At 59.8% G+C, this 17,957-nt stretch carries 15 protein-coding genes; 14 read left to right on the top strand and 1 reads right to left on the bottom strand.

What is annotated here, in order from left to right; all coding sequences use genetic code 11:
* Position 1: 1 nt before the first annotated feature.
* From lpxD to ispD, 13 genes are all read left to right on the top strand, one after another.
* On the top strand, positions 2-1,057 hold the full coding sequence (lpxD, locus tag JBO08_RS02890) for a UDP-3-O-(3-hydroxymyristoyl)glucosamine N-acyltransferase (protein WP_065872441.1): 1,056 nt from the start codon (positions 2-4) through the stop codon (positions 1,055-1,057).
* A 111-nt stretch (positions 1,058-1,168) separates the two neighbouring features.
* Positions 1,169-1,609 carry a 3-hydroxyacyl-ACP dehydratase FabZ gene (fabZ, locus tag JBO08_RS02895; protein WP_003172281.1) on the top strand — a complete coding sequence of 147 codons (441 nt, stop codon included), beginning with the start codon at positions 1,169-1,171 and terminating at the stop codon, positions 1,607-1,609.
* On the top strand, positions 1,606-2,382 hold the full coding sequence (gene lpxA, locus JBO08_RS02900) for an acyl-ACP--UDP-N-acetylglucosamine O-acyltransferase (RefSeq protein WP_065872440.1): 777 nt from the start codon (positions 1,606-1,608) through the stop codon (positions 2,380-2,382). Before fabZ ends, lpxA begins: the two co-directional genes overlap by 4 nt.
* Before the next feature lie 2 nt (positions 2,383-2,384).
* Positions 2,385-3,524 (top strand): lipid-A-disaccharide synthase, encoded by a 1,140-nt coding sequence (gene lpxB / locus JBO08_RS02905; protein WP_065890111.1) that lies wholly within the window; start codon positions 2,385-2,387, stop codon positions 3,522-3,524.
* Positions 3,521-4,153, top strand: a complete 633-nt coding sequence (gene rnhB, locus JBO08_RS02910) for a ribonuclease HII (RefSeq protein WP_065872438.1) — start codon at positions 3,521-3,523, stop codon at positions 4,151-4,153. The genes lpxB and rnhB overlap by 4 nt, the downstream gene beginning before the upstream one ends.
* Positions 4,154-4,229: 76 nt before the next feature.
* Entirely contained in the window at positions 4,230-7,751 is a 3,522-nt protein-coding gene (gene dnaE, locus JBO08_RS02915) for a DNA polymerase III subunit alpha (protein ID WP_065872437.1), read from the top strand.
* Between the two features lie 138 nt (positions 7,752-7,889).
* A complete protein-coding gene (locus tag JBO08_RS02920; protein ID WP_003172288.1) occupies positions 7,890-8,837 on the top strand; it encodes an acetyl-CoA carboxylase carboxyltransferase subunit alpha in 948 nt (315 codons plus the stop codon).
* A 178-nt stretch (positions 8,838-9,015) separates the two neighbouring features.
* On the top strand, positions 9,016-10,335 hold the full coding sequence (gene tilS / locus JBO08_RS02925; RefSeq protein WP_065872436.1) for a tRNA lysidine(34) synthetase TilS: 1,320 nt from the start codon (positions 9,016-9,018) through the stop codon (positions 10,333-10,335).
* Between the two features lie 273 nt (positions 10,336-10,608).
* A complete protein-coding gene (locus tag JBO08_RS02930) occupies positions 10,609-12,240 on the top strand; it encodes a CTP synthase (RefSeq protein ID WP_010212443.1) in 1,632 nt (543 codons plus the stop codon).
* Positions 12,241-12,245: 5 nt separating this feature from the next.
* Positions 12,246-13,091 (top strand): 3-deoxy-8-phosphooctulonate synthase, encoded by an 846-nt coding sequence (gene kdsA, locus JBO08_RS02935; protein WP_065880070.1) that lies wholly within the window; start codon positions 12,246-12,248, stop codon positions 13,089-13,091.
* Positions 13,092-13,248: 157 nt separating this feature from the next.
* Positions 13,249-14,538: a phosphopyruvate hydratase gene (gene eno / locus JBO08_RS02940; RefSeq protein WP_065880069.1), complete on the top strand. Its 1,290-nt coding sequence runs from the start codon at positions 13,249-13,251 to the stop codon at positions 14,536-14,538.
* A gap of 183 nt (positions 14,539-14,721) precedes the next feature.
* Positions 14,722-15,000, top strand: a complete 279-nt coding sequence (ftsB, locus tag JBO08_RS02945) for a cell division protein FtsB (RefSeq protein WP_049709653.1) — start codon at positions 14,722-14,724, stop codon at positions 14,998-15,000.
* On the top strand, positions 14,997-15,704 hold the full coding sequence (gene ispD, locus JBO08_RS02950) for a 2-C-methyl-D-erythritol 4-phosphate cytidylyltransferase (protein ID WP_065890107.1): 708 nt from the start codon (positions 14,997-14,999) through the stop codon (positions 15,702-15,704). The genes ftsB and ispD overlap by 4 nt, the downstream gene beginning before the upstream one ends.
* Positions 15,705-15,833: 129 nt before the next feature.
* Here the strand turns inward: ispD and JBO08_RS02955 are convergent, their stop codons facing one another.
* Complete coding sequence (locus tag JBO08_RS02955) at positions 15,834-16,730, bottom strand: LysR substrate-binding domain-containing protein (RefSeq protein WP_065880067.1); 897 nt, start codon at positions 16,728-16,730, stop codon at positions 15,834-15,836.
* Positions 16,731-16,839: 109 nt separating this feature from the next.
* Here JBO08_RS02955 and JBO08_RS02960 point away from each other — a divergent pair, with 109 nt between their 5' ends.
* A complete protein-coding gene (locus tag JBO08_RS02960; protein ID WP_065880066.1) occupies positions 16,840-17,952 on the top strand; it encodes an S-(hydroxymethyl)glutathione dehydrogenase/class III alcohol dehydrogenase in 1,113 nt (370 codons plus the stop codon).
* Positions 17,953-17,957 lie beyond the last annotated feature (5 nt).

Raw genomic sequence — 17,957 nt, forward strand, 5'->3', positions numbered from 1 at the left:
CATGACCGCGACTATCAAGCTCGGCGAGTTGGCCGAGTTCCTGGGGGCCACCTTAAATGGCTCCCCGGAGAAAGAAATCACTGGGCTAGCCACCTTGCAGGAGGCTGGCCCAGCTCAGTTGAGCTTCCTCGCAAACCCTCAATACCGTAAATACCTGGTCGACAGCCAAGCCGCCGCCGTGTTGCTGAAAGCTGCTGACGCCGAAGGGTTTGCCGGGGATTCGCTGGTGGTGGCCGACCCGTACCTGGCTTATGCCCGGGTGTCGCACCTGTTCGATCCGAAACCCAAGGCCGCAGCCGGTATTCATCCGTCTGCGGTCATCGCCGATGATGCCCAGGTTGATCCTGCGGCCAGCATTGGCGCCTTTGCGGTGATCGAGAGCGGTGCGCGCATTGCGGCAGGTGTGACCGTTGGTGCTCATTGCTTTATCGGTGCGCGCTGCGAGATTGGCGCTGACGGTTGGCTCGCACCGCGCGTAACCCTGTACCACGATGTGCGTATCGGTGAGCGTGTGGTCATCCAATCGGGTGCGGTGATCGGGGGGGAAGGCTTCGGCTTCGCCAACGCCAAGGGCATCTGGAACAAGATTGCCCAGGTCGGCGGCGTATTGATCGGCGACGACGTGGAAATTGGCGTCAACACGGCTGTTGATCGCGGGGCCCTGGCCGATACCGTGATCGGCAACGGCGTGAAGCTCGACAACCAGATTCAGATCGCCCACAACGTGCAGATTGGTGATCACACCGCCATGGCGGCGTGTGTGGGTATTTCCGGCAGCACCAGGATCGGCAAGCATTGCATGCTCGCCGGTGGCGTAGGGCTGGTGGGGCATATCGATATTTGCGACAACGTCTTCATCACCGGCATGACCATGGTTACCCACTCGATTACCGAGCCAGGGGCCTACTCATCCGGTACCGCCATGCAGCCTGCAGCTGAATGGCGCAAGAGCGCAGCACGGTTGAGGCAGCTCGACGACATGGCTCGACGTCTCAAACAGCTGGAAAAGCGTGTTGGGGACGTGACCCCTGGCGGTAATGCTTCATCAGAAGGCTGATACCATTTCCATATCAAGTGTGCACAGCCGCTAGACTGCCTCCTTGATTTGCTAGCGGGGCGTGCTTTTAGTTCGCCCGCCCCCAATCTTTATTACAGGCTTCCCCCCGAAATGATGGACATCAACGAGATTCGCGAATACCTGCCTCACCGTTACCCGTTCCTGCTGGTGGACCGCGTAGTGGACCTCAACGTCGAGGAAAAGCGCATTCGTGCCTACAAGAATGTCAGCATCAACGAACCGTTCTTCAACGGTCACTTTCCCGCGCATCCAATCATGCCGGGCGTGTTGATCATCGAAGCGATGGCCCAGGCTGCCGGTATCCTTGGTTTCAAAATGCTCGACCTCAAGCCTGCCGACGGCACGCTCTACTATTTCGTGGGCTCCGATAAGTTGCGTTTCCGCAACCCGGTCACCCCGGGTGACCAGTTGATCCTGGAAGCCAAGTTCATCAGCTGCAAACGCCAGATCTGGAAGTTCGAATGCCAGGCTTCGGTGGACGGCAAACCTGTGTGCTCCGCCGAAATCATCTGTGCGGAACGCAAACTATGAGTTTGATTGACCCTCGCGCAATCATCGATCCGTCGGCCGTACTGGCCGCCGACGTTGAGGTCGGCCCCTGGTCGATCATCGGCGCAGGTGTGGAAATCGGCGAGGGGACTGTCATCGGGCCGCACGTGATCCTTAAAGGTCCGACCCGTATTGGCAAGCACAATCGTATCTACCAGTTTTCCTCGGTAGGCGAAGACACCCCGGACATGAAGTACAAGGGTGAAGAAACACGCCTGGTAATCGGTGATCACAACATCATTCGTGAAGGCGTGACCATTCACCGTGGCACCGTGCAAGATCGGGCCGAGACCACCCTGGGTGATCACAACCTGGTCATGGCCTACGCGCACATCGGCCACGACAGCGTCATCGGCAACCACTGCATTCTGGTCAACAACACCGCGTTGGCCGGCCATGTGCACGTCGACGATTGGGCGATCCTCTCCGGATTCACCCTGGTGCATCAGTACTGCCATATCGGCGCCCACAGCTTTTCCGGCATGGGTACCGCCATCGGCAAGGATGTTCCGGCGTTCGTCACAGTATTCGGTAACCCGGCCGAAGCCCGCAGCATGAACTTCGAAGGCATGCGCCGTCGTGGTTTCAGCGAAGAGGCCATCCACGCCCTGCGCCGTGCCTACAAGGTGGTTTATCGCCAGGGGCTTACGGTGGACCAGGCGTTGACCCAATTGGCCGAGCCGTCGGCGTTGTTCCCGGAAGTCGCGGTGTTCCGTGACTCGATCCAGGCGTCGACTCGCGGCATTACCCGCTGATCATGGCTAATCTGCGTATTGCGCTGGTGGCCGGAGAAGCTTCCGGTGACATTCTGGGCGCAGGTCTTATGCGGGCCCTCAAGGCCCAGCACCCTGCGGTGGAATTTATTGGGGTCGGCGGCCCGCTGATGCAGGCCGAAGGGCTCACGTCCTACTTCCCCATGGAGCGGCTATCGGTCATGGGGTTGGTGGAAGTGCTGGGCCGTCTGCGTGAGCTGTTGGCTCGCCGCAAGCTGCTGATCCAGACCCTGATCGAAGAGAAGCCCGATGTTTTCATCGGGATCGACGCACCGGACTTCACCCTTAATATCGAACTCAAGTTGCGTCAGGCCGGGATCAAGACCGTGCACTACGTCAGCCCCTCCGTGTGGGCATGGCGCCAGAAGCGCGTATTGAAGATCCGCGAAGGCTGTGACTTGATGCTGACCCTGCTACCGTTCGAAGCCAGGTTCTACGAAGAAAAGGGCGTGCCGGTGCGGTTTGTCGGGCACACCCTGGCCGACACCATCCCTTTGCAGGCTGACCGCGCAGCCGCGCGTGCCGAGTTGGGCTTGCCTGACGGTCCGCTGGTGGCGTTGATGCCGGGCAGCCGTGGCGGCGAAGTCGGCCGCCTGGCTGCGGTGTTCTTCGATGCTGCCGAGCGCCTGCAAGCGTTGAAGCCAGGCGTACGTTTCGTGCTGCCCTGCGCGAGCCCGCAGCGTCGTGCGCAGATCGAAACCCTGCTGGACGGTCGCAACCTGCCGGTGACCTTGCTCGACGGCCAATCGCACCTGGCCCTGGCGGCCTGTGATGCGGTGCTGATCGCCTCGGGTACGGCCACCCTGGAGGCCTTGCTGTACAAGCGTCCGATGGTCGTGGCCTATCGCCTGGCGCCGCTGACCTTCTGGATTCTCAAGCGCATGGTCAAAAGCCCTTACATCTCCCTGCCCAACCTGCTGGCCCAGCGCCTGTTGGTGCCGGAGTTGTTGCAGGACGATGCAACGCCTGAGGCCTTGGCGCAAACTCTACTACCCTTGATCGACGGCGGCGAAGAGCAGACACGCGGTTTTGACGACATTCACCGCACCTTGCGCCGTGATGCCTCGAACCAGGCGGCGGACGCCGTGTTGACCTTGATCGGCAAGAAACAGGAAACTTTATGATCAAGCAAATGGGCCTGGATTTCAGCCTGGTTGCCGAAGCCCACGAACTGGTGGCCGGTGTTGACGAAGTCGGGCGCGGGCCTCTGTGCGGCGCTGTCGTCACGGCGGCGGTGATTCTCGACCCGAGCCGCCCGATTCTCGGCCTCAACGACTCGAAAAAACTCACCGAAGCGCGGCGCGAAAAGCTCTACGACGAGATTATTGAGAAGGCCCTCAGCTGGCATATTGCTCGGGCCGAAGTCGAGGAAATCGACGCGTTGAACATCCTCCACGCCACCATGCTTGCCATGCAGCGTGCAGTAGAAGGCCTGCACATCACGCCAAAAATGGCCATGATCGACGGCAACCGCTGCCCAAAATTGGCCATGCCGGCGGAAGCGGTGGTGAAGGGCGATAGCAAGGTGCCTGCGATTGCGGCAGCTTCAATCCTGGCTAAGGTCAGCCGCGATCGTGAAATGGCTGCTTTCGAATTGATCTACCCCGGCTACGGGATCGGCGGCCATAAAGGCTACCCGACGCCCGTTCATCTGGAAGCCCTGGCTCGCCTCGGCCCGACGCCGATCCACCGCCGCTCGTTCGCCCCCGTACGCCAGGCTTATGAGCTGCGCGAGAGTCTCAGCGAGGTGTAGTCGCGAGGCTGATGTTTTTGCCAAGGCCCGGTACAATCCCGGGCCTTGTTGTTTCTACGTTTAAGACAGGATCACTATGCCGGCTTCATTCGTTCACCTGCGCCTGCACACTGAATACTCCCTGGTTGACGGCCTGGTACGGATCAAACCGCTGGTCAAAACCCTGGTGGGCATGAACATGCCTGCCGTGGCGGTTACCGATCAGAACAACATGTGTTCCCTGGTCAAATTCTATAAAAACGCCATGGGCGCCGGCATCAAGCCGATCTGCGGCGCCGACCTGTGGTTGTCCAACAAAGATCCGGATAACGCCCTTAGCCGTATCAGTCTGCTGGCGATGAACGGCGTGGGTTATCGCAACCTCACCGAACTGATTTCCCGTGGCTTTATCGACGGCCAGCGCAACGGCTCGATCATCATCGAGCGCGAGTGGGTCGCCGAGGCCAGCGAAGGGCTGATCATGCTGTCGGCCGCTAAAGAGGGTGAGATCGGTCTTGCGCTACTCGGCGGCAATCCTCAAGAGGCTGAAGGGCTGGCCCGCGAGTGGATGCAGGTTTTCCCCGACCGTTTCTACCTGGAAGTCCAGCGCACCAACCGCCCCAACGACGAAGAGCACCTGCACGCCGCTGTGGCCCTGGCCGACAAGCTGGGCGCGCCGTTGGTCGCGACCAACGATGTGCGCTTTATCAAGAAAGAAGATTTCGAAGCCCACGAAACTCGCGTGTGCATCGGCGAAGGCCGGGCCCTGGATGACCCGCGTCGCTCGAAGAACTACAGCGAGGAGCAATACCTCAAAAGTGCCGACGAGATGGCCGAGCTGTTCAGCGACCTGCCCGAGGCCCTGGAAAACTCTGTCGAAATTGCCAAGCGTTGCAACATTGAAGTGAAGCTGGGCAAGCACTTCCTGCCCAACTTCCCGATTCCCGATGGCATGACCATCGATGAGTACTTCCGCAAAGTGTCGTTCGACGGCTTGGAAGAGCGCCTCAGCGTGCTGTTGCCCAAGGACACCACTGAGGATTACGACGCCAAGCGCCAGGTCTATGTCGACCGGCTGAATTTCGAACTGGATATCATCATCCAGATGGGGTTCCCCGGTTACTTCCTGATCGTAATGGACTTTATCCAGTGGGCCAAAAGCAACGGCGTGCCGGTAGGCCCGGGCCGGGGGTCGGGTGCTGGCTCGCTGGTTGCTTACGTACAGAAGATTACCGATCTCGACCCGCTGGAATATGACCTGCTGTTCGAACGGTTCCTGAACCCGGAACGGGTTTCCATGCCCGACTTCGACGTCGACTTCTGCATGGACGGGCGCGACCGCGTCATTGAATACGTGGCTGAGAAATACGGCCGTAACGCGGTAAGCCAGATCATCACCTTCGGTTCCATGGCCGCGAAAGCGGTAATCCGCGACGTTGCGCGGGTGCAGGGCAAGTCCTACGGCCTGGCTGATCGCCTGTCGAAGATGATTCCGTTTGAAGTCGGCATGACCCTGGAAAAGGCCTACGAGCAGGAAGAGATCCTGCGTGACTTCATCAAAATCGATGAAGAAGCCGCCGAAATCTGGGACATGGCGCGCAAGCTCGAAGGCGTGGTGCGTAACGTCGGTAAACACGCCGGTGGTGTGGTTATCGCGCCTACAAAGCTCACCGACTTTTCGCCGATCTATTGCGATGAAGAAGGCGGCGGCCTGGTCACCCAGTTCGACAAGGACGACGTGGAGGCGGCCGGCCTGGTGAAGTTCGACTTCCTCGGCCTGCGCACGCTGACGATCATCGATTGGGCGCTCAAGACGATCAACCGTGAGCGTGCCAAGGTCAACGAAGAGCCGCTGGATATTGCGTTTATCCCGTTGGACGACAAGCCGACCTACCAGTTGCTGCAAAAGGCCGAAACCACGGCGGTGTTCCAGCTTGAGTCGCGCGGTATGAAAGAGCTGATCAAAAAGCTCAAGCCCGACTGCCTGGAAGACTTGATCGCACTGGTGGCGCTGTTCCGTCCGGGCCCGCTGCAATCGGGCATGGTGGACGACTTCATCAACCGTAAGCACGGTCGCGCCGAGCTGGCATACCCGCACTCCGACTACCAATACGAAGGCCTCAAGCCGGTATTGGCGCCGACCTACGGCATCATCCTGTATCAGGAACAGGTGATGCAGATCGCCCAGGTGATGGCCGGTTACACCCTCGGTGGTGCGGACATGCTGCGTCGCGCCATGGGTAAGAAGAAACCCGAGGAAATGGCCAAGCAGCGCGGCGGTTTCATTGAAGGTTGCGCCACCAACAATATTGACGCTGACCTGGCCGGTAACATTTTCGACCTGGTAGAGAAATTCGCCGGTTACGGCTTTAACAAATCCCACTCCGCTGCCTACGGCCTGGTGTCGTACCAGACCGCCTGGCTGAAGGCTCACTACCCGGCGCCGTTCATGGCTGCGGTACTGTCGGCGGATATGCACAACACCGACAAGGTCGTGACCTTGATCGAGGAAGTGCGCACCATGAAACTGCGCCTCGACGCACCGGACGTGAACGCCTCGGAGTTCAAGTTCACGGTGAACGACGAAGGCCGCATCATTTATGGCCTGGGCGCGATCAAAGGCGTGGGCGAAGGTCCGGTGGAAGCCATCACCGAAGCGCGCCAGGACGGCCCTTTCAAGGACCTGTTCGACTTCTGCGCACGGGTTGACCTCAAGCGCATCAACAAGCGAACCCTCGATGGCTTGATCCGCAGTGGTGCGCTCGACCGTCTCGGTCCGTATTTCCATGATGAGCCGAAGGCTTACCAGGCAAATATCGACCGTAACCGCGCCGTGTTGCTCACCGCGATGGAAGAGGCGATCAAGGCTGCCGAACAGACCGCGCGCACCCACGACAGTGGCCACGCCGACCTGTTTGGCGGATTGTTCGTCGAGGAAGACGCGGATGTGTACGCCAACCACCGCAAGGCCAAGGACCTGACCCTGAAGGAGCGCCTCAAGGGTGAGAAAGACACCTTGGGCCTGTACCTGACCGGTCACCCGATTGATGAATACGAAGGTGAAATCCGGCGGTTCGCCCGCCAGCGCATCATCGACCTGAAACCGGCGCGGGATACGCAGACCGTCGCCGGCATGATCATCGCCCTGCGGGTGATGAAAAACAAAAAGGGCGACAAGATGGGCTTTATCACCCTCGACGACCGCTCGGGCCGCATCGAAGCGTCGCTGTTTGCCGATGCGTTCCACTCCGCGCAGTCGCTGCTGCAGACTGACGCCATGGTGGTGGTGGAAGGGGAGGTCAGTAACGATGACTTCTCCGGCGGCCTGCGCCTGCGCATCAAACGCGTGATGAGCATGGAAGATGCGCGCACCAATTTGGCCGAGAGCCTGCGCTTGAAGGTGAAAACCGAAGCGCTCAAGGGCGATCAGCTACGCTGGTTGGGCGACCTGCTCAAACGCCACCGTGGCGCGTGCCCGGTGACCATGGAGTACACCGGCAATGACGCCAAGGCCATGTTGCAGTTTGGCGAGACCTGGCGAATTGATCCTGCTGATGGCTTGATTCAAGCATTGCGTGACCAGTTCGGCCGTGACAACGTCTTTCTCCAATACCGTTGACGGTCAGGCATTAATATTTAGCCCGATCTCGGCGAAACATTTAATCTCGACCTAGACGCGCCTCTCCCTTAAGGTAGGGCGCGAATAGACAACCGGCTGGCCAGGCACTCCTTGGCCGTCGACCCAAGACGGACGCTTATGAACCCGAATTTTCTTGATTTCGAACAGCCGATCGCTGACCTGCAAGCCAAGATCGAAGAGCTGCGCCTGGTCGGCAATGACAATTCGCTGAATATCGGCGATGAAATCGCTCGCCTGCAAGACAAGAGCAGTACGCTCACCGAAGACATCTTCGGCAAGTTGACCAGTTGGCAGATCGCGCGCCTGGCCCGCCACCCGCGCCGTCCGTACACCCTGGACTACATTCAGCACATCTTCACCGAGTTCGACGAGCTGCACGGCGATCGCCACTTCTCCGACGACGCGGCCATCGTGGGCGGTATCGCTCGCCTGGACGACCAGCCGGTGATGGTGATCGGTCACCAGAAAGGCCGTGAAGTGCGCGAGAAAGTGCGCCGCAACTTCGGCATGCCGCGTCCGGAAGGCTACCGCAAGGCGTGCCGCCTGATGGAAATGGCCGAGCGCTTCAAGATGCCGATCCTGACCTTCATCGACACGCCGGGCGCCTACCCGGGTATCGACGCTGAAGAGCGCAACCAGAGCGAAGCAATCGCCTGGAACCTGCGCGTCATGTCGCGCCTGAAAACCCCGATCATCGCTACCGTGATTGGTGAAGGTGGGTCCGGTGGTGCACTGGCCATTGGCGTGTGCGATCAGCTGAACATGCTGCAATACTCGACCTACGCGGTGATCTCGCCGGAAGGTTGCGCTTCGATTCTGTGGAAAACCGCCGAAAAAGCGCCGGACGCCGCTGAAGCGATGGGTATCACTGCTGATCGCCTCAAGGGCCTGGGCATTGTCGACAAAGTGATTGCCGAGCCATTGGGCGGCGCCCACCGTGATCCGGCGGCTGCTGCCGCGACTATTCGTGCCGAGCTGGGTTCGCAACTGGCGATGCTTAAGAAGCTGGATAACGAAGCGCTGTTGGCCCGTCGTTATGAGCGTTTGATGAGCTACGGTCTCTGATCAAATACTGATCTGGCAGACAATGCTGTACTAGTGTGGGAGCGGGCTTGCTCGCGAAAGCGGTGAATCAGTCAATATATTCAGTGACTGACACCACGCTTTCGCGAGCAAGCCCGCTCCCACATTTGCTTTGTGTATGCTGGTCTATCGTGTTCCAAGTATGCGGCGACAATGTGTGATGAAACGAACGCTGACCGCCAAACTGCTGCAAGCCCTGAGTCCGTGGCAAAATGCCCCGGCCTGGCATATCGCTTTCTCTGGCGGACTGGATTCCACCGTCCTGCTCCATCTCCTGGCCTCCCTGCCAGAAACCGAAACGCTCCCACCCCTCGGCGCAATCCATGTCCACCATGGCCTGCAAGCCGCCGCCGACGCCTGGCCAAGCCATTGCCAGTCGATATGCGACAGCTTGGGCATCCCCCTGCGCGTCATGCGCGTGCGAGTACAACCCGGCGCCAGTCTTGAGCGGGCTGCCCGTGACGCGCGTTACCAGGCGTTCACCGAGGTGATCGGAGCAGGGGAGGTGCTGCTGACAGGCCAGCATCGCGATGATCAGGCCGAAACCCTGTTATTCCGCCTGTTGCGTGGCGCAGGCGTGCGCGGGCTGTCGGCAATGCCTGCACAGCGCCCGTTGGCGGCTGGTTATCTGGTTCGGCCTTTATTGGATGTAGCGAAGGGGGAGTTGGAAGCCTACGCCCACGAGCATCAGCTCAAATGGATCGAAGACCCGTCCAACGCCGACCCGCGGTTCTCACGCAATTACCTGCGCCATCACGTGTTCCCAACGCTCACAAAACGCTGGCCTCAAGCTGTCATCCGCCTTGCCCGCACTGCCGAGCACCTGAGTGAAGCCCAGGGCCTGCTCGATGAATTGGCGCAAATGGACCTGCAAGCCGCCGACCAGCCTGCACCTTTTCCCTGGCTGCACCTGCCATCCTTGGCCCTTGCGCCGCTGCGCGAACTTTCTGACGCCCGCCAGCGTAACGCCCTGCGTCATTGGCTGGCCCCACTGACCCGTCTACCCGCCAGCGAGCACTGGGCCAGTTGGCATTCCCTGCGCGATGCCAAAGGCGACGCACAGCCCCTATGGTGCCTGGCCGACGGTGAGTTGCACCGTAGCGGCGAACGCCTGTGGTGGCTGCCCTCCACATGGTCGGATTTTTCCGACGCATCGCTGAGCTGGCCCGATCCGCAAAATCCACTAGAGTTACCCGGCAATGGCCGGCTGAAACTCACTGGCAAGGCGCCTGAAGGTCCGCTGGAGGTTCGCTACCGTCATGGCGGCGAAATCATCGACGTGCCACGTCGCGGGCGGCGGGACCTGAAGCGCCTGCTTAATGAAAGTGGGCTTCCGAGCTTCGTCCGTGGCAGATTGCCGCTGCTGTATCAGGGTGAGCAATTGCTGGGGGGGCCTAGCCTGGCGGGACTGTGGAACACAGGGCCGTGCGACTGGCAATTAGATTGGATGCCACAGACCTGCGATCAAGGTTTGAGCTGATAGCGCCTTTCCGGTAGACTACGCTCCCTTCTTGATACAACTTCTGTGGATTCGCCTGAATCGCAGCAGTTGCCGATTACCAAGCAGTCTTTGCTGGGCGATTCCAAAAAATGTGTAGCGATCAACGTACTGGTGTTTCAGTGCCGGTCTGTCATCACGCGGCGGTTTTTTTGAAAGGTGCACTGTGATTAATGCAGGTGATCGGGGGCTTCGGCCTCTCTTCGCTCTCCCCGGCGGCTCGGACCGCTTTAACGCAGACTTCTAGGGTTTTTCATGACGCGCTACATATTCGTCACGGGCGGTGTTGTTTCTTCATTGGGGAAAGGCATTGCCTCCGCTTCATTGGCGGCCATCCTGGAGGCGCGGGGACTTAAGGTCACCATGCTCAAGCTGGACCCGTACATCAACGTCGACCCGGGCACCATGAGCCCGTTCCAGCACGGTGAAGTGTTCGTCACTCACGACGGCGCCGAGACCGACCTGGACCTGGGCCACTACGAGCGGTTCATCCGCACGACCATGACCCAGAACAACAACTTCACCACCGGCCGTGTCTACGAACACGTGCTGCGCAAGGAGCGCCGTGGTGACTACCTGGGTGCAACCATCCAGGTGATCCCGCACATCACCGACGAAATCAAGCGCCGCATCATCAAGGGTGCAGGCGATGCCGACGTGGCGATGGTCGAGATTGGTGGCACCGTCGGTGACATCGAGTCCCAACCGTTCCTCGAAGCCATCCGCCAGCTGCGTTTCGAAGTCGGCGCCAAGCGTGCGATGCTGATGCACCTGACCCTGGTGCCGTACATCGCCACCGCCGGCGAAACCAAAACCAAGCCTACCCAGCACTCGGTCAAGGAACTGCGTTCCATCGGCCTGCAGCCGGATGTGCTGGTGTGCCGCTCCGATCACCCGATCGACATTTCCTCGCGTCGCAAGATCGCGCAATTCACCAACGTTGAAGAACGTGCGGTGATCGCGCTGGAAGACGCCGACACCATCTACAAGATCCCGGGCATCCTGCACTCGCAAGGCCTGGACGATTTTGTGGTCGAGCGTTTCGGCCTGCAATGCAACGGCGCGGACCTGTCCGAGTGGGAAGCCGTGGTCGACGCCAAGCTCAACCCTGAGCACGAAGTCACCATCGCCATGGTCGGCAAGTACATGGAACTGCTGGACGCCTACAAGTCGCTGATCGAAGCGATGAGTCACGCGGGCATCAGCAACCGTACCAAGGTCAACCTGCGCTACATCGACTCCGAAGACATCGAGAACCAAGGCACCGCGCTGCTTGAAGGTGTCGACGCGATCCTCGTACCCGGCGGTTTCGGCCTGCGTGGCGTGGAAGGCAAGATCACTGCCGTGCAATACGCTCGTGAAAACAAGGTGCCATACCTGGGTATCTGCCTGGGCATGCAAGTGGCCGTTATCGAGTTCGCCCGTAACGTGCTGGGCTGGAAAGACGCCAACTCCACCGAGTTCGACAGCAAGAGCGGTCACCCGGTCGTGGGCCTGATCACCGAGTGGGAAGATGCCACCGGTGCCGTCGAGACCCGTACCGAAGCCTCCGACCTGGGCGGCACCATGCGCCTTGGCGCGCAGGATTGCCTGCTGGAGCCGGGTTCGCTGGTCCACGATTGCTACGGCAAGGACGTGATCGTCGAGCGTCACCGTCACCGCTACGAAGTGAACAACAACCTGCTGCCACAAATCAAAGAGGCCGGCCTGAAAATTTCCGGTCGCTCCGGTGATGGCGCGCTGGTTGAAGTGGTCGAGGCACCGGATCATCCATGGTTCGTGGCGTGCCAGTTCCACCCGGAGTTCACCTCGACGCCGCGCGACGGTCACCCGTTGTTCAGCGGTTTCGTTAAAGCAGCACTGACGCAACATCAGAAGAAGGCGTAACCCTGATGGCCCAGAAGATCATTCGCGTAGGCGACATCGAGATTGCCAACGACAAGCCCATGGTGCTGTTTGGCGGCATGAACGTGCTGGAAAGCCGCGACATGGCGATGCAGGTCTGTGAAGCGTACGTGAAGGTGACCCAGAAACTGGGTATCCCTTACGTGTTCAAGGCCAGCTTCGACAAGGCCAACCGTTCGTCCGTGACCTCCTATCGCGGCCCGGGCCTTGAAGAAGGCATGCGGATCTTCCAGGACATCAAGCAAGCCTTCGGCGTGCCGATCATCACCGACGTCCACGAGCCTGAACAGGCTGCCGTGGTCGCCGAGGTGTGCGACATCATCCAGTTGCCGGCCTTCCTGTCGCGCCAGACCGACCTGGTCGTCGCGATGGCCAAGACCGGCGCTGTGATCAATATCAAGAAAGCCCAGTTCCTCGCGCCCCAGGAGATGAAACACATCCTGAACAAGTGCGTGGAAGCGGGTAACGACCAGTTGATCCTCTGCGAGCGCGGTTCGAGCTTCGGCTATAACAACCTCGTGGTGGACATGCTCGGTTTCGGCATCATGAAACAGTTCGAATACCCGGTGTTCTTCGACGTGACCCACGCGCTGCAAATGCCCGGTGGTCGCGCCGATTCCGCGGGCGGGCGGCGTGCCCAGGTGCTGGACCTGGCCAAGGCCGGTATCAGCCAGTCTTTGGCGGGGCTGTTCCTCGAAGCCCACCCGGACCCGGACAACGCCAAATGCGACGGTCCGTGCGCCCTGCGCCTGGACAAACTGGAGCCATTCCTGGCCCAGCTCAAGCAGTTGGACGAACTGGTCAAGAGTTTTCCGACGGTAGAGACCGCGTAAGCGCCATTTCTCCGGTAGACTTTCCCACGCTTTACGCTCAGGCCTACGGGCCTGAGCCATGTCGCCTGCAAGCCTGCCCCGTTGTTCCACCCTTGCGGTCGGTCAAAAGATTTCCTTCAGCTGCGTCGTTTTCGTCAACTTTGGAGTGTTTACAACAATGGCAAAAATCGTCGACATCAAAGGTCGTGAAGTTCTCGACTCCCGTGGCAACCCCACCGTCGAAGCCGACGTGCTTCTCGATAACGGCATCATCGGCAGCGCCTGCGCGCCGTCCGGTGCTTCCACCGGTTCGCGCGAAGCGCTGGAACTGCGTGATGGCGACAAGAGCCGTTACCTGGGCAAGGGTGTACTCAAGGCTGTAGCCAACATCAACGGCCCGATCCGTGACCTGTTGCTGGGCAAAGACCCGCTGGACCAGAAAGCCCTGGACCACGCGATGATCAAGCTCGACGGCACCGAAAACAAAGGCAGCCTGGGCGCCAACGCCATCCTCGCCGTGTCCCTGGCTGCTGCCAAGGCTGCTGCCCAGGATCAGGACCTGCCGCTGTACGCACACATTGCCAACCTGAACGGCACCCCGGGTGTGTACTCGATGCCGGTCCCGATGATGAACATCATCAACGGTGGCGAGCACGCCGATAACAACGTCGACATCCAGGAATTCATGGTACAGCCGGTCGGCGCCAAGACCTTCTCCGAAGGCCTGCGCATGGGTACCGAGATTTTCCATCACCTCAAGGCTGTGCTGAAGGCCCGTGGCCTGAGCACTGCGGTGGGTGACGAAGGTGGTTTCGCACCGAACCTGGCGTCCAACGAAGATGCACTCAAAGTGATCTCCGAAGCCGTAGCCAACGCTGGCTACAAGCTGGGCACCGACGTGACCCTGGCCCTGGACTGCGCGGCCAGCGAGTTCTACGAGGACGGTAAATACAACCTGTCCGGCGAAGGCCAAGTGTTCAACTCCGAAGGTTTTGCTGACTACCTCAAAGGCTTGACCGAGCGTTACCCGATCATCTCGATCGAAGACGGCCTGGACGAGTCCGACTGGGATGGCTGGAAAATCCTCACCGACAAGATCGGCGAGAAAATCCAGCTGGTGGGCGACGACCTGTTCGTCACCAACACCAAGATCCTGAAAGAAGGCATCGATAAAAAGATCGCCAACTCGATCCTGATCAAGTTCAACCAGATCGGTACCCTGACCGAAACCCTGGAAGCCATCCAGATGGCCAAGGCTGCGGGCTACACCGCCGTGATCTCGCACCGCTCCGGCGAAACCGAAGATTCGACCATTGCCGACCTGGCCGTGGGCACTTCGGCTGGCCAGATCAAGACCGGTTCCCTGTGCCGCTCCGACCGCGTTTCCAAGTACAACCAATTGCTGCGTATCGAAGAGCAACTGGCCGGCAAAGCCAAGTACAACGGTCGCGGCGAGTTTCGCGGCTGATCGCTCTTGATGGTAAGGCATGGTAAAAAGTCGACGGATTGCGTCGGAAAACTCACGATAGTGTGGGTTTCGACGCTAATCTGATGGCTATCAAGCACAAGCCTGGTTTTTCCAGGCTTCGTGCTATCAGTTACTTTAAAAGTTTCGCATGGCTGTCTTTTTTCACTGGATACCCGGATTTCGATGCGCAGTCCCAATTGGTTGTTTCTCGTCTTGCTCTTGTTGCTGGCTGGCCTGCAGTACCGCCTATGGGTCGGTAATGGCAGCTTTGCGCAGGTAAAAGACCTGACCGAGCAAATCGCTGCACAGCACGCCGAAAACGAGGTCCTGCTGGAGCGCAACCGCGTCCTTGATGCGGAAGTGCTTGAGCTGAAAAAGGGTACCGAGACCGTTGAAGAGCGGGCTCGTCATGAGTTGGGCATGGTCAAGGAGGGCGAAACCCTCTACCAGTTGGCCCAATGAGCAACAGCTTGCCGGCCTTCTGGGCCGTGATTCCTGCCGCGGGCATTGGTGCCCGCATGGCCGCGGACCGTCCCAAGCAATACCTGCAACTGGGCGGACGCACCATTCTCGAACACAGCCTTGGCTGTTTTCTCGACCACCCCTCGCTTAAAGGCCTGGTGGTCAGCCTTGCTTCTGATGATCCTTATTGGCCTGACTTGGCGTGTGCCATGGACCCGCGCATTCACCGTGCGGACGGCGGTTCGGAACGTTCCGGGTCGGTGCTCAACGCACTGTTGCAGCTGAACGCTTTGGGGGCCAGTGATGATGATTGGGTACTGGTGCATGATGCGGCGCGGCCGAACCTGAGTCGCGATGACCTCGACAAACTGCTGACTGAACTGGCGGACGACCCGGTGGGCGGTCTGCTGGCCGTGCCGGCACGCGACACCCTCAAGCGCGTCGATAAGCACGGGCGTGTCGTCGAAACCGTCGACCGTAGCCTGATCTGGCAAGCCTACACGCCGCAGATGTTCCGCCTGGGTCCGCTGCATCGTGCTTTGGCTGACAGCCTGGTGGCGGACGCCGTCATCACTGATGAGGCTTCTGCCATGGAATGGTCCGGCCAGGCGCCGCGGCTGATCGAAGGGCGGTCGGACAATATCAAGGTGACGCGGCCGGAGGATCTGGAGTGGCTCAGGTTGCGGTGGGCGAATCGGCGGTAGTCAGTTGCACCGAGTCGACCCCTTCGCGAGCAAGCCAGCTCCCACCTTTAACCGCGTTACTACAGGATAAACGCGGTTAAAGGTGGGAGCTGGCTTGCCTGCGAAGAGGCCGGCACAAACAGCCAATAATTACTGGCTGTACTCCGGCCTCTCAGCCAACCCCACCTTCAAAAAATCCACCAACTTCCTGACCTTCGGCGACAAGTGCCGCTGCTGCGGATACAGCGCCCACACCGCCGTATTCGGCGGCTGATGCGCCTCCAGCAGCGACACCAGCGCGCCACTGTGCAAATGCTCCAGCACGTAATAATCCGGCAACTGGCACAACCCGACGCCCTGCAACGCCGCATCCAGCACCGCTTGCCCACTGTTGCAGCGCCAGTTTCCCTGCACCCGCTGGGAAAACTCGCGTCCGTCCTGGGCCAGTTGCCAGATATCCGAGCTACCAATCAGGCAGTTATGCCGGCTCAACTCCGACAAACTATGTGGCCGACCATACCGCGCCAGGTAGGACGGCGACGCGCACAGGTACATGCGCCTCGGTGCCAGCCTGCTGGCGACCATGCGTGAATCCTGTAAGCGCCCCAGGCGAATCGCCAGATCCAGGCCTTCGTGCACGAGGTCCAGTTGACGGTTGCTCAGCTCGATATCCACGCGCAACTGCGGGTAGAGGCCCATGAACCGCGTTACCAGCGGCACGATAAACCGCTCGCCGTAGGCCACGGCACAGGTCATGCGCAACATGCCTTTGGGTTCGCTGGTGAGGTCACCCACCGCACGCAGGGCTTCTTCGCGACCGTCCTGTAAACGTTGGCAATGTTGCAGAAAGGTCTGGCCGGCTTCCGTCAAGGTAACCTTGCGCGTGCTGCGATACAGCAGCCGCGTTTGCAGGCGTTCTTCCAGGCGCGCCACCTGCCGGCTGATATGCGACGAAGAAACGCCCAGGCGTTCCGCTGCCGCAGTGAATTGGCTGCATTCGGCCACCGCGACAAATTCATCAATGCCTTCCCAGCGGTTTTCAAGCACGGTGATTATCCCTGTACAGCAATAAAGTTTTGCTTTCGCTTGGATTATTAATCAATCAGCCATGTTTTACACTCACCGCCTCAGTATTCAATTCCCTGGAGAAACCCGGATGATCAAGTCCCGCGCCGCCGTAGCCTTCGAAGCCAAGAAGCCCCTTGAGATCGTTGAAGTGGATGTCGCCATGCCCAAGGCTGGCGAGGTGCTGTTGCGCGTGGTCGCGTCCGGTGTATGCCATACCGACGCTTACACGCTGTCGGGCGCTGACCCGGAAGGTATCTTTCCGTCGATCCTCGGCCATGAAGGCGGTGCAGTGGTTGAAGCGATCGGCGAAGGCGTGACTTCGGTCGCCGTTGGCGATCATGTGATCCCGCTGTACACCCCGGAATGCGGCCAGTGCAAATTCTGCCTGTCGGGCAAGACCAACCTGTGCCAGGCCATTCGCTCCACTCAGGGCAAAGGCTTGATGCCGGATGGCACCACTCGGTTTTCCTACAAGGGCCAGCCAATTTTCCACTACATGGGCACTTCGACCTTCTCCGAATACACCGTGTTGCCGGAAATTTCCGTGGCCAAGATTCCTAAAGAAGCGCCACTGGAAAAAGTCTGCCTGTTGGGTTGCGGCGTCACCACCGGCATTGGTGCAGTGATCAACACTGCCAAGGTCAAGCCGGGCGACACCGTGGCCATCTTCGGTCTCGGCGGTATCGGCCTGTCGGCCGTCATCGGTGCAGTCAAGGCCAAGGCTGGGCGCATCATTGCCATCGACATCAACCCTGCCAAATTTGAAATCGCCAAGCAGCTGGGTGCGACTGACTGCATCAACCCGAAAGACTACGACCGCCCGATCCAGGACGTGATTGTCGACCTGACCGATGGCGGCGTGGACTTCTCTTTTGAATGCATCGGCAACGTTCAGCTGATGCGCGCTGCCCTCGAGTGCTGCCACAAAGGTTGGGGTGAGTCGGTGATCATCGGCGTGGCCGGTGCCGGTCAGGAAATTGCCACGCGTCCCTTCCAACTGGTGACCGGTCGCGTCTGGCGCGGTTCGGCCTTCGGTGGCGTGCGCGGTCGTACTGAGCTGCCAAGCTACGTGGAAATGGCCCAGACCGGCGAGATCCCGCTGGACACCTTCATCACCCATACCATGGGCCTGGAAGACATCAACAAAGCGTTTGACCTGATGCATGAAGGCAAAAGCATTCGTACCGTCATCCACTTCTGAGGTCG

Origin of the sequence: Pseudomonas sp. LAP_36 (assembly GCF_019456785.1) — a bacterium.
Classification (GTDB): Bacteria; Pseudomonadota; Gammaproteobacteria; order Pseudomonadales; family Pseudomonadaceae; genus Aquipseudomonas; species Aquipseudomonas tritici.

What these genes read in the sequence shown, in the direction of transcription:
- lpxD (WP_065872441.1), top strand. Translation starts at nt 2, where the DNA reads ATGACCGCGACTATCAAGCTCGGCGAGTTGGCCGAGTTCCTGGGGGCC.
- fabZ (WP_003172281.1), top strand. Translation starts at nt 1,169, where the DNA reads ATGATGGACATCAACGAGATTCGCGAATACCTGCCTCACCGTTACCCG.
- lpxA (WP_065872440.1), top strand. Translation starts at nt 1,606, where the DNA reads ATGAGTTTGATTGACCCTCGCGCAATCATCGATCCGTCGGCCGTACTG.
- lpxB (WP_065890111.1), top strand. Translation starts at nt 2,385, where the DNA reads ATGGCTAATCTGCGTATTGCGCTGGTGGCCGGAGAAGCTTCCGGTGAC.
- rnhB (WP_065872438.1), top strand. Translation starts at nt 3,521, where the DNA reads ATGATCAAGCAAATGGGCCTGGATTTCAGCCTGGTTGCCGAAGCCCAC.
- dnaE (WP_065872437.1), top strand. Translation starts at nt 4,230, where the DNA reads ATGCCGGCTTCATTCGTTCACCTGCGCCTGCACACTGAATACTCCCTG.
- JBO08_RS02920 (WP_003172288.1), top strand. Translation starts at nt 7,890, where the DNA reads ATGAACCCGAATTTTCTTGATTTCGAACAGCCGATCGCTGACCTGCAA.
- tilS (WP_065872436.1), top strand. Translation starts at nt 9,016, where the DNA reads ATGAAACGAACGCTGACCGCCAAACTGCTGCAAGCCCTGAGTCCGTGG.
- JBO08_RS02930 (WP_010212443.1), top strand. Translation starts at nt 10,609, where the DNA reads ATGACGCGCTACATATTCGTCACGGGCGGTGTTGTTTCTTCATTGGGG.
- kdsA (WP_065880070.1), top strand. Translation starts at nt 12,246, where the DNA reads ATGGCCCAGAAGATCATTCGCGTAGGCGACATCGAGATTGCCAACGAC.
- eno (WP_065880069.1), top strand. Translation starts at nt 13,249, where the DNA reads ATGGCAAAAATCGTCGACATCAAAGGTCGTGAAGTTCTCGACTCCCGT.
- ftsB (WP_049709653.1), top strand. Translation starts at nt 14,722, where the DNA reads ATGCGCAGTCCCAATTGGTTGTTTCTCGTCTTGCTCTTGTTGCTGGCT.
- ispD (WP_065890107.1), top strand. Translation starts at nt 14,997, where the DNA reads ATGAGCAACAGCTTGCCGGCCTTCTGGGCCGTGATTCCTGCCGCGGGC.
- JBO08_RS02960 (WP_065880066.1), top strand. Translation starts at nt 16,840, where the DNA reads ATGATCAAGTCCCGCGCCGCCGTAGCCTTCGAAGCCAAGAAGCCCCTT.